We start from the raw sequence: 12,049 nt of genomic DNA on the forward strand, positions 1-12,049 counted from the left end.
GCAGCTTTTCTTCATTCGTTTCTAAATTACATTTCCTAATAAAGTTCCGCCCATGGCTCCTGTCACAACAATAATCCAAGGAGGCAGCTTCCAATAAACAAGCATGCTGAATAGTACTGCGGCAAAGGCAAAGTCTGCCGGCTCGAGGATGCTGCTGGTCCAAATGGGATGATAAAAGGCAGCAATTAAAATCCCTACAACTGCAGCATTCACACCCATTAATGCACCCCTGATGTTAGGGTTGCGGCGAAGTGTGTCCCAAAATGGGAGTGCTCCTAAGATCAGCAGAAAGGCAGGCAAAAAGATCGCAGCCGTTGCAAGCAGACCGCCCTGCCAGCCATTCATCACTGCTCCAAGGTAAGCAGCAAAAGTAAATAACGGCCCCGGCACTGCCTGAGCTGCACCGTAGCCAGCCAGAAAGGCTTCCTCACTTAGCCAGCCTGCTGGGACAAATTCACGTTCCAGCAAGGGAAGTACAACATGCCCGCCGCCGAAAACCAGGGATCCTGAGCGATAAAAGCTGTCAAATAAGGCAACCCATTCCAATGCGGTTACTTCTCTTAGTATTGGAAGCACAATTAAAAGGGCGAAAAATAAGACCAAACAGCCTGCAGCAAAACCTTTTGAGATGGGAAACTCCAATCGTGCATCATCGTTGTCAGTATGCTTTTTATAGATTAAAAATCCGATAAAAGCAGAGACGAGGATGACCGCAACCTGCGTAATGGCTGTCTGCCACAGAAGTGTTGCGATAATTGCAAGCAGTGCCAGCGTTTTTCGGGGAAGGTCAGGTACAAGCTTTTGGGCCATACCCAGAACGGCGTGGGCCACTACGGCCACAGCGACAATTTTAAGTCCATGAATCCAGCCGGCTTCTGCCGGATTAATGCCTTGAAGAAGAATGGCAAAAATGATTAGAGCTATGACCGATGGCAATGTGAAACCAAGGAAAGCCATTATGCCGCCCGCTGCGCCAGCCCTCATGACACCAATGCCGATCCCGACCTGGCTGCTTGCAGGACCGGGAAGGAACTGACAAAGTGCAACTAAGTCTGCGTAGCTTTTTTCATCCATCCATTTTCTTCTTCGGACATACTCATCGTGAAAATAGCCGAGATGAGCTACAGGTCCCCCGAAAGAGGTTAGTCCAAGCCTTGTTGAAACCAATAATATTTCCAGTAAAGTTTTTAGCCCGGTTTTGTTTTTGTTCATATGCATCTCCTTTAATCCTTAATTTCTTTAAAAAGCTCATAAGCTTTTTTTCTCGCTTCCTCCAGAACCAAAATCCCTTTTTCAGTTGCGGTATAATACTTTCTGATTCTGCCATCAACATTCTTCTTCTCCTGTTGAAGAAGCCCGTCTGACTCCATTGAATGCAGGATCGGATATAATGTTCCGGAACTGATGCTATATCCATGCTCTTTTAGTTCTTCAGCCATCCATGCGCCGAAAACAGGGTGCTCCTTTGCATGGTGAAGGATATGGATTTGAATAAACCCCAGAAACAGCTTGCGCAATATTTTATCTTCCAAGCAAATGCCTCCCTTCTTAATCTCGAACATCGATATCGGGTTTCGATAATTGAATGATACCAAATATAGCAGGACAAGAAAAGGGGAAAAGATAAGTTTACAAAACCTTAACTTAAAGAGTACAACACTTTTTTTAAAAGCTTCATAAGATGAGGCTAAATCAAATGTCTGTTTATCTAAATTGGAGCTTAAATATTTTTATATTTTTTTACACAAAAGGTCTTTCTTTCGTTTATCATTTCCGTTAATATGTAACCCTATATAAGAGAGATTTAAATTGTTTATAAAGCAGGTGGAAAAATGGGGAAAGAATTCCCGCCAACAATAGAAGTAATTGAGATATGCTTGCTTGCGGGGAAAATTATGCTCCAGGGAGGTGCGGAAACGTATCGCGTAGAAGACACCATGACAAGGATTGCTGCCTCCCTGGGTATACCGCACTCACATAGCTATGTAACGCCAACAGGAATCATATTTTCTACAGATGGAACTGAACCGGCGAAGCTGATTCGGATTTCAGAACGTTCAACGGATTTATACAAGGTGACATTAGTGAACGGTGTTTCACGCAGAATCAGCAGCGGTGAACTGGATGGAAAGGAAGCATTGGCAAGGCTGAAGGAGATTGAAAGTGCCGACTATACATTCCCTGTTTATCAGCAGATTTTTGCAGCCTCGATTGCAAGCGGCTGTTTTTTAATTATGTTCCTTGGAAGCTGGACTGATTTTATTCCAGCCATGATTACAGGCGGTCTGGGATTTGTTTCATTTTTATATGTACATAGAGTTGTCCAGATCAAGTTTTTCTCTGAATTTATTGCTTCATTATTAATTGGCCTTATAGCCTATTTCTTTGTTTACTCGGGAGTGGGAACAGAGCTCGATAAGATCATCATCGGGTCGGTCATGCCGCTCGTTCCGGGGCTATTGATAACAAATGCAGTCAGGGATTTAATGGCCGGGCATCTTGTTTCCGGACTTTCAAAAGGGGCTGAAGCCTTTCTGACGGCTTTTGCCATTGGAGCCGGGATTGCTCTTGTCTTCACTTTTTAAATGCAATAGCGGAGGAAGTTGTCTATGTTTATATTGACACATATGATTACAAGCTTTATCGCATCAGCAGGGTTCGGGGTGCTTTTCAATGCTCCGAAAAAATCGCTGCTGAAATGCGGATTTGTTGGCATGGTCGGATGGTTCGTTTATATTTGGCTTGTCAATTGGCAGTATGATGCTGTTATTTCTTCCTTAATTGCTGCTTTTACGATCGCTGTGATCAGCCAGATTTTTGCCAGAATGTATAAAACACCTATTATTATTTTCAGTGTTGCCGGCATCATTCCGCTGGTCCCAGGAGGGATTGCATATGATGCGATGCGGAATTTTGTTGAAAATGATTACAATACGGCCATTCAGCTCGCAGCGAAAGCATTCATGATATCCGGGGCCATTGCAGTCGGTCTTGTCATTTCAGAGGTAATCAATCAAATGATCCGCAATGTCCAGTTCAAATCAAGAATCTGAACTTCAGAAGAGGACGTACCATCAGCCTAATAAAGCAGCAACAACAGACTCGTTCCAGATAAATAGGGACGGGTTTTTCTTGTAATCTATTCCTGGTGAATTTATAATCAAATATATTTGATTTTTTCAGAAAAAGGAGAATAAAATGATCCGACGGTTTTTTAGCTACTATAAGCCGCATAAGCGCCTGTTCATGATTGATTTTAGTTCGGCAGTATTCGTGGCGATTCTTGAGTTGGGCTTTCCGCTTGCGGTTCAGTGGTTTATCGACAGCCTGCTTCCAAGCGGGAATTGGTCCATGATTGTTTCTGTCAGTGCCGGCCTGCTTGCTCTTTATGTAGCAAGCACACTTCTTCAGTTTGTGGTTAACTATTGGGGCCACAAGCTTGGCATCAACATCGAAACAGATATGCGGCAGCAGCTTTTTCAGCATGTGCAAAGGCAGTCTTTCCGCTTCTTTGATAATACTAAAACAGGGCATATTATGAGCCGGGTGACAAACGATCTTATGGATATCGGAGAGCTTGCCCATCATGGCCCGGAGGATTTATTTATAGCGGTCATGACGTTTGTGGGTGCATTCTGGATTATGCTGACCATCAATGTGAAGCTTGCTCTTGTAACCATATTTGTTCTTCCGTTTCTTGTATGGCTGATTACGTTCTGCAATATTAAAATGAACAAAGCATGGAAAAGAATGTACGGTGAAATTGCCGATGTTAACGCCCAGGTAGAGGATAGTGTATCGGGTGTGCGTGTGGTTCAGTCTTTTACAAATGAAAGCTATGAGATTAAAAGATTTAAAGAAAACAATGGCAGATTCCGTCTTGCCAAGCTTGCAGCTTATAAGATTATGAGCTTCAGTGCTTCCGGAGTCTACATGCTGACCCGATTAGTTACGCTGCTTGTTCTTGTATACGGTTCCTGGCTGAGCTTCAGCGGGCAGCTTTCATACGGTGAATTGGTCGGATTTGTGCTCTATGTGAATGTGCTATTAAAGCCGATTGATAAAATCAGCGCTCTGATGGAACTATATCCAAAGGGAATGGCTGGTTTCAAACGGTTTTTAGAAATCATTGATACTGAACCGGAAATTGAGGATCCAAAAGATGCCATTGAGGTTGCGTCTTTAAGGGGTGATATTCGTTTTCAGGATGTATCGTTCCGCTATGACGAGCATAAATCGGTGCTTGAGGGAATTGACCTTCAAATAAAAGCAGGTGAAACAGTAGCTTTTGTGGGACCTTCAGGAGCCGGAAAGACAACGATTTGTTCTTTGATTCCACGCTTTTATGAGGTGAATAGCGGAAGTATTAAGATTGATGGCATGGATATCAGGGACATGACGAAGAAATCTCTGAGATCACAAATTGGCATTGTCCAGCAGGATGTCTTCCTGTTTACCGGTACCCTGAAGGAGAATATAGCCTACGGGATGCTTGGAGCATCAGATGATCAGGTTGCAGACGCAGCTAAAAAAGCGCACCTGCAGGACTTCATTGCATCTCTTCCGGATGGCTGGGAAACACAAATTGGGGAACGGGGATTAAAGCTGTCAGGCGGGCAAAAACAACGGATCGCCATTGCGAGAATGTTCCTGAAAAACCCGCCGATTTTAATCCTGGATGAAGCAACCTCGGCATTAGATACAGAAACCGAACAGATTATTCAAATGGCATTGAACGAGCTTGCCGTAAACCGCACCACACTGGTCATTGCCCATAGGCTTGCAACCATCCGCAATGCGGACAGGGTAGTCGTTGTCACAGAAGACGGCATTGCTGAAGAAGGTACACATGATGAATTGATCGAAAAGAACGGAATCTTTGCAGGTCTTCATAATGTACAGTTTCAAAGATAAGCAGGATCCAATATGGATTCTGCTTTCTTTGTATTTCTTCAAATAAGTCAAAATAATTTTCAGAACAGTCAAAAAGAACTATCATTTTGTTGTTTTATATGGAAGTTTTTAACTAGAACAGGACTTATGTGGTATAGACAACTATACTCTATCTCTATTAATCTTACATTATGTAAACCCTTTCATTAATTAGAGGAGGTTAAAGGCTGATGAAGATTCATAAAAATAAAGGAGGCACTATGAAAAATAAAACCATGCTTGTTGCGCTATCTGCCGCACTTGGCACATCACTCTTTATTCCGGCAGCATATCCTGCGTCTGCGCAAAGCGCTGAAGGAGTTAAGCCAACGATGGAAATGAAAAACAATAAAGATGTGAAACACAAGATTCATCCTGTTTTTTCGTGGGATCGTCCCGGGCCGATCTCTCCTATCCTTCATCCTGGTTCAGCAGCGGGAGCCGGCATGGTTCAGCAGCCGCTCGATGAAATCGATCCCTTAATGGAGGAGATGATTTCAGAAGGCGTCATGCCGGGTGCTGTCACTTTTGTGGCAAGGCGAGGCCATATCGTTAAGCATGATGCATACGGATATTCCTACCGCTACACGGATGATAAATTTACTGAAGCCCAGAACCCGATCGGAATGACCGAAGATACCATCTTTGATCTGGCTTCAATCAGTAAAATCTTTACCACAACTGCAGCGATGATATTGTATGATGAAGGCCGATTTGAGCTGGATGATCCTGTTGCTGAATATATTCCCGAGTTCGCCGAAAACGGAAAGGAAAATGTAACGATACGCCAGCTGATGACACATACTTCAGGCTTTACTGCATGGATTCCATTATATTCACAAGGAAGCAGCAGAGAGGAACGCATGCAAATCGTTTTTAAGCACCCATTGGCCAATGAGCCGGGCGAAGCGTATACATACAGCGACTTGAATATGATAACGCTCGGTGCACTAATCGAACGCCTCTCAGGGCAAAGCCTGGATGAGTTTGTGGAAAAACGCATAACTAAACCGCTCGGTATGAAGGACACGATGTATAATCCGCCTGAATCTTTGAAGCACCGGATTGCAGCCACGGAATATCAGCCTGCGATTGGCAGGGAGCTTGTCTGGGGAGAGGTTCACGATGAGAATGCCTGGTCCCTTGATGGAGTCGCCGGTCATGCAGGTGTCTTTTCCACTGCCACAGATCTTGCCAGGCTTGCCCATATGTATGTGAATGACGGGCGATATGGCGGCAAACGGATATTGAAAGAAAAGACGGTGAAAATGCTTATTCAAAATCAAATTCCTGAATTCCCAGGCGATGATCACGGCCTGGGCTGGGAGCTCGGCCAGGGATGGTTCATGGATGCTTTATCAGAGGGAACTTCCCTTGGGCATACAGGGTACACTGGAACATCCATCGTCATAAACCGAAATAATGGCACCATTGCGATTCTTTTAACGAACCGTGTTCATCCATCAAGAAATACGGTTACAACGAATATTGCAAGGCGTGCATTTGCAAGACAAGTGGCGGATGCCATTCCTGTAGCCATTCCGGGAAAAGGGCCGGCGTGGTTCTCAGGGTATGGAGATAAAATTCAGCATGAGTTAACCGCTAAAGTGAATCTCAAAGAAGAGGCGGTCCTGTCGTTTGATACCTGGTACAGAACTGAAACAAATGCAGACATGGGCGTGGTTGAGGTCTCGGAAGATGGCGTCAATTGGACACAGGCAGCACAGCCATATACAGGCAGCAGCATCGACTGGAAAAAGGAAAAGCTGACGATTGCGGCAGGAAAATCCCACATCCGATTCCGATACGTGACAGACAGTACAGTAAACGGCAGAGGCTGGTATGTTGATAATGTAAAACTCCAGCTTTCAGATGGACAAAAAGTGACGCCTGCCCTCTCAGGAAACGGTTGGGAAAAAAGAAATTACTAGTATTCGATTTTTTAGTAAAAAGTAAGCTCATATGAAAACGCAGTAAGGACGGTGGAAGAAATGGGTAAAGTCAGCAAAGTAATGTTTATTTTCCTTCTCACAATTACACTTGCCGTTTCGCAATTATGGATGGGAGGAACCTTGAAAAACGCAGCGGCAGAAAGTACAGCTAAGGATTTAATACTCCTTGAGAATGTACCCCAGGTCAGCACGGAAATCAGTGGAGATGCATTCCAATTAAAAGCGCTTCATGTCAATAAAGAAGGTCATTTCATGGGAGTTTCTGAAGGGCTGAAATGGAACTCAACCAATAAAACTGTTGCAGCAGTTGATCAGTCCGGGAATATTACTTTAAGAGGGAAGCCCGGAAAAACCTTCATCAGTGTAACAGACGGAGTATATAAGGACCGTATCGCACTCCAAATAAAACCTGACCATAAAAAGGGCAGCAAAGGCAAGTCTGCTTTTAAAGTGAAAATCATTAAAGAGCATGGGAAAAGGTATGATCTCATCAGCCGGGCAGTGAAAAATATGTCCATTGAAGAGAAGGTAGGCCAGATGCTGATGCCGGATTTCCGCACCTGGAAGGGACAAAATGTCACTAAAATGCTGCCGGAAATAGAAAAGCTGGTTAAAGATTATCATCTTGGCGGGGTAATATTATTCCGTGAAAATGTGGTGACAACTGAACAGACTGCCACATTGGTTTCAGATTATCAGAAAGCTGCCGATAAATTCGGATTATTGATGACAATTGACCAGGAAGGCGGAATTGTTACACGTCTTCAATCAGGAACTGACATGCCCGGCAATATGGCGTTAGGGGCTGCCCGTTCTGAGGAAATTTCCCGCAAGGTCGGCAAGGCGATTGGGGAGGAGCTTTCATCACTCGGCATTAATATGAACTTTGCACCTGTCATGGATGTAAATAATAATCCCGACAATCCTGTAATTGGCGTTCGTTCATTTGGGGAGGACCCGCAGCTTGTCGCTGACTTGGGTGTTGCTTATACCGAAGGATTACAATCAGCAGGTGTTGCTGCTACTGCAAAGCATTTTCCCGGACATGGAGATACAGCAGTAGACTCACATCTTGGATTGCCTGAAGTGCCTCATGATAAAGAACGTCTAAAGGAAGTTGAATTGTATCCTTTCCAAAAGGGAATGGAAGCAGGAGTGGATGCCATCATGACTGCCCATGTTACCTTCCCTAAGATTGATGACACGAAAGCAATTTCGAAAAAAACAGGTGAAGAAATCGCCGTCCCGGCCACTCTTTCCCATAAAGTGCTGACAGAACTTATGCGTGAAGAAATGGGATATGAAGGGGTCATTACAACAGATGCAATGAATATGAACGCTATCGCTGAACACTTTGGACCAGTTGACGCAGCTATTCGAGCAGTTAAAGCTGGAACAGATATTGTGCTAATGCCTGTTGGACTCGAAGAAGTTGCAGAAGGGCTATTGAATGCTGTGGAGAATGGAGAAATCTCGGAAAAACGCATTGAATCATCAGTTGAGCGGATTTTAACACTGAAAATAAACCGGGGAATTGTGAAAGAAGAGACACAGCAGCCGATTGATGAAAAAATTGCAAACGCTCTTGACGTAGTTGGATCAGAAGAACATAAACAAATAGAAAAAGAAGCAGCAGAACGTTCTATCACATTGGTGAAAAATGAAGGAGATGCACTGCCATTACAAGTATCTCCTGAGGATAAGATTGTCGTTGTCGGTAATACGTATATTACAGACTTAAAGAACGCAATGAGTAAGTTTCATGCAAACACAACGGTCATCCAAACCTCAAGCTATGTATTAACGGAAGAGCAGAAGGAACAAATCAGGAATGCCAGTGCGGTTATTGTGGGCTCCTATACGTTTAATGTATCAGGACGATCACCAGATAGCGCCCAGATGAAGATGGTTAATTCCATCATTGCTGAATCAGAAGCTCCAGTTATTTCGGTTGGCATCCGTAACCCATATGACATCATGGCCTATCCGGAAGTTGATGCATACATTGCACAATATGGCTTCAGAACGGCGAGCTTTGATGCAGCAGCAGGTGTTATCTTTGGCCAGATTAATCCTTCAGGCAAATTGCCTGTAACAATTCCGGGTACAGATGGTAATGTACTATATGAGTTTGGGCATGGATTGAGCTATTAGGATGAGGCATAAAAAATAGAATGGGTACATGCAGGTTTAGTTCTTGCATGTACCTATCCTTAACCTGGGAGGGGAAAATAATGAAGAAATGGTTTATGGGTTTTTTGACAATGATTCTCGTACTCTCTTCTTTAAGTGTTGTGCTAGCAGATAACGGCAATGGCAAAGGAAAAGGCAAGAAAAAGAAATTCGAGCTTGGTGTTGAAGTCCTTTTAGATGAAAAGAAGGACCTCATAGAAGGTAAAAAAGTTGGCTTAATTACAAACCCGACTGGGGTCGACTCGAATTTAAACAGCATTGTTGATATTCTGCATAATGATCCGGACGTGGAGTTAACAGCGTTATATGGTCCTGAGCATGGAGTCCGCGGGAGTGCGCAAGCGGGAGAATATGTTGAGTATTATATCGATGAAAAGACAGGGCTTCCTGTTTACAGCTTATATGGAAAAACCAAAAAGCCTACCCCTGAAATGCTTGAAAATATTGACGTGATTCTGTTTGATATCCAAGATGTCGGAACACGTTTTTACACGTATATTTACACAATGGCTTACGCGATGGAAGCAGCAAAAGAAAACAATATCCCTTTCATCGTGCTGGACAGGCCTAATCCTCAAGGTGGCACAAAGGTTGAAGGACCGGTGCTTGATATGGAGTATTCCTCCTTTGTGGGGAATTACCCGATTCCGCTTCGCCATGGGATGAGTGTAGGTGAACTGGCCGAATTGTTTAATGAAGAGTTTGAAATAGGTGCAGATTTAACTGTTGTCAAGATGAATGGATGGAAGCGCAATATGTATTACGATGACACCAGACTTCCGTTTGTCATGCCGTCTCCTAATATGCCAACACTCGAAACAGCGTTAGTATATCCGGGTGCCGCTTTGATTGAAGGAACGAATGTTTCTGAGGGGCGCGGCACAACAAAGCCGTTTGAACTGATTGGTGCTCCATTTATCAACGCCGATGATTTGGCTGGACATTTGAACGGTCTTGATCTTCCGGGAGTAACTTTTAGAGCTGCTTCATTTACACCAAGCTTCTCCAAGCATGCAGGACAGCTTTCCCACGGGATTCAGATTCATGTTACAAATCGCGATGCATTCAAGCCTGTCGAGACCGGACTTCACATTGTAAAGGCGATCCAAGATATGTATCCGGAAGACTTTGAATTCCGTGCAGAGAACAGTGCTGGAATTTCATTCTTTGACAACCTGATGGGTAATGGCTGGGTACGTGAAGCCATTGAGGAAGGAAAAACTGTTGAAGAAATCTCCTCCAAATGGGAAAAGGAATTAAAACAATTTAAAAAGACACGCGAAGAATATTTACTCTATTAAATTTGCAGGAAAGAATCTGGCGGCATTATGCTCCAGGTTCTTTTTTTGCGGGTCAGCGCAGCACTGATGGTCCCTTGTACTGAATTATAAAGCCTGTTCATATTATGTAATAATCCATGGAGAAAGAGGTGTGTGAAAATGCTGGGATTTTTACAGAAGATTGGCAAGTCTTTAATGCTGCCGATTGCAGTTATGCCTGCTGCTGCACTTTTGCTGAGGCTGGGACAGGATGATCTCTTAGGGATTCCATTTATATCTGCAGCCGGGAATGCTGTTTTCGGACATTTGGCTCTCTTGTTTGCCATTGGAATTGCCATCGGTTTTTCAAAGGATGGCAGCGGGGCAGCTGCCCTTGCTGGAGCGGTGGGTTATTTTGTACTGACTGAAGGTGCCGCGGCCATAAATGAAACGGTCAATATGGGTGTTTTTGGCGGAATCATTTCCGGTATTATTGCAGGGCTATTATACAATAAATATCATGATATTAAGCTGCCGGAATGGCTTGGTTTCTTTGGAGGAAAACGGTTTGTGCCGATCATCACTTCACTCGTTATGATTGTCATTGCCTTTTTGTTCGGGTATGTGTGGCCACCGGTCCAGGCAGGCATTAACAGTGTCGGCGATTGGATAATCGGTGCAGGTGCAGCGGGTGTTGGGGTCTTCGGATTCCTGAACCGTCTATTAATTCCGGTTGGTCTTCATCACATACTGAACACGCTTGTCTGGTTTGAGTTCGGCGAGTTTACCAATGCAGCAGGGGATGTCATCAAAGGAGATTTATGGCGCTTCCTTGCCAAGGATCCATCTGCCGGTATCTTTATGACAGGATTCTTTCCTATTATGATGTTTGGGCTTCCTGGTGCAGCACTGGCCATGGTTGCCGCTGCAAAGAAGGAAAGAAGGAAAGCGGTGGCAGGAGCGATGGCCGGACTCGCATTTACTTCCTTCCTGACCGGTATTACAGAGCCGATTGAATTCCTGTTTATGTTCTTATCACCGGTTCTATATCTAATTCACGCTGCTTTGACAGGCTTGGCAATGTCCATTACCTATGTCCTGGATATTCATCATGGGTTCGGGTTCTCAGCAGGCGCCCTCGATTATATACTAAACTTTGGAATAGCTCAGAAACCGGTTCTGCTGGCCGGGATAGGTCTCTTGTATGCCCTTCTGTATTTTGCGATATTCTACTTCCTTATCAAGAAACTGGACTTGAAAACGCCGGGAAGAGAGGATGAAATAGAAGGTGAATTTGAAGGGAATGCTGCTTTAAAGGGCAAATATGCTGAAGCAGCAGTTGCTTATCTGGAGGCTTTGGGTGGCAAAGAAAACCTTGAAGAAATCGATAATTGTGTAACCCGCCTTCGTTTAAGGGTAAAAGATATGTCTCTTGTTGATGAAGGGCAATTAAAAAAGCTGGGAGCAAAAGGAGTCATCAAACTAAGCAAAACCAGTCTGCAGGTCATTGTGGGAACGGATGTAGAATTTCTTTCAAATGAAATGAAGAAGAATCTATAAAATTGACAATCTGGCTCTGTTGAAGGGCCAGATTTTTTTTGTGCGGCAGTGATTGGACAAGTGCCAATTTTTGCTGTATCGGGATATTTGTTTATGCATGTCCAAGTTTGGAACATACGATGAAAACGTAAGGGTACCATTATTAATTGAATA

At 43.9% G+C, this 12,049-nt stretch carries 9 protein-coding genes; 7 read left to right on the top strand and 2 right to left on the bottom strand.

Annotated elements, in window-relative coordinates; translation table 11 throughout:
• Positions 1–21: 21 nt before the first annotated feature.
• Both CHI10_RS16605 and CHI10_RS16610 read right to left on the bottom strand, forming a co-directional pair.
• The gene (locus CHI10_RS16605) at positions 22–1,212 is read right to left on the bottom strand and encodes a chromate transporter (protein WP_179289067.1); all 1,191 of its coding nucleotides are present in this window, start codon (positions 1,210–1,212) and stop codon (positions 22–24) included.
• 11 nt (positions 1,213–1,223) lie between these two features.
• Positions 1,224–1,532: a PadR family transcriptional regulator gene (locus CHI10_RS16610; RefSeq protein WP_095245338.1), complete on the bottom strand. Its 309-nt coding sequence runs from the start codon at positions 1,530–1,532 to the stop codon at positions 1,224–1,226.
• A 300-nt stretch (positions 1,533–1,832) separates the two neighbouring features.
• Between CHI10_RS16610 and CHI10_RS16615 the strand changes: the two genes are divergently transcribed.
• The 7 genes from CHI10_RS16615 (at position 1,833) to nagE (ending at position 11,896) form a co-directional block, all read left to right on the top strand.
• Positions 1,833–2,585, top strand: coding sequence for a threonine/serine exporter family protein (locus CHI10_RS16615; protein ID WP_095245339.1), 753 nt, complete (start codon positions 1,833–1,835; stop codon positions 2,583–2,585).
• A gap of 24 nt (positions 2,586–2,609) precedes the next feature.
• Complete coding sequence (locus CHI10_RS16620) at positions 2,610–3,053, top strand: threonine/serine exporter family protein (protein WP_095245340.1); 444 nt, start codon at positions 2,610–2,612, stop codon at positions 3,051–3,053.
• A gap of 145 nt (positions 3,054–3,198) precedes the next feature.
• Positions 3,199–4,914, top strand: a complete 1,716-nt coding sequence (locus CHI10_RS16625; protein WP_095245341.1) for an ABC transporter ATP-binding protein — start codon at positions 3,199–3,201, stop codon at positions 4,912–4,914.
• A 209-nt stretch (positions 4,915–5,123) separates the two neighbouring features.
• Positions 5,124–6,863, top strand: coding sequence for a serine hydrolase domain-containing protein (locus CHI10_RS16630; RefSeq protein WP_179289068.1), 1,740 nt, complete (start codon positions 5,124–5,126; stop codon positions 6,861–6,863).
• A gap of 60 nt (positions 6,864–6,923) precedes the next feature.
• Positions 6,924–9,038: a glycoside hydrolase family 3 protein gene (locus CHI10_RS16635; protein ID WP_095245342.1), complete on the top strand. Its 2,115-nt coding sequence runs from the start codon at positions 6,924–6,926 to the stop codon at positions 9,036–9,038.
• 80 nt (positions 9,039–9,118) lie between these two features.
• Positions 9,119–10,378: an exo-beta-N-acetylmuramidase NamZ family protein gene (locus CHI10_RS16640; protein WP_095245343.1), complete on the top strand. Its 1,260-nt coding sequence runs from the start codon at positions 9,119–9,121 to the stop codon at positions 10,376–10,378.
• A gap of 138 nt (positions 10,379–10,516) precedes the next feature.
• The gene (nagE, locus tag CHI10_RS16645; RefSeq protein WP_095245344.1) at positions 10,517–11,896 is read left to right on the top strand and encodes an N-acetylglucosamine-specific PTS transporter subunit IIBC; all 1,380 of its coding nucleotides are present in this window, start codon (positions 10,517–10,519) and stop codon (positions 11,894–11,896) included.
• The last annotated feature ends 153 nt before the right edge of the window (positions 11,897–12,049 follow it).

Source organism: Bacillus sp. 7894-2, assembly GCF_002272225.1.
In the GTDB taxonomy this organism is placed as follows: domain Bacteria; phylum Bacillota; class Bacilli; order Bacillales; family Cytobacillaceae; genus Cytobacillus.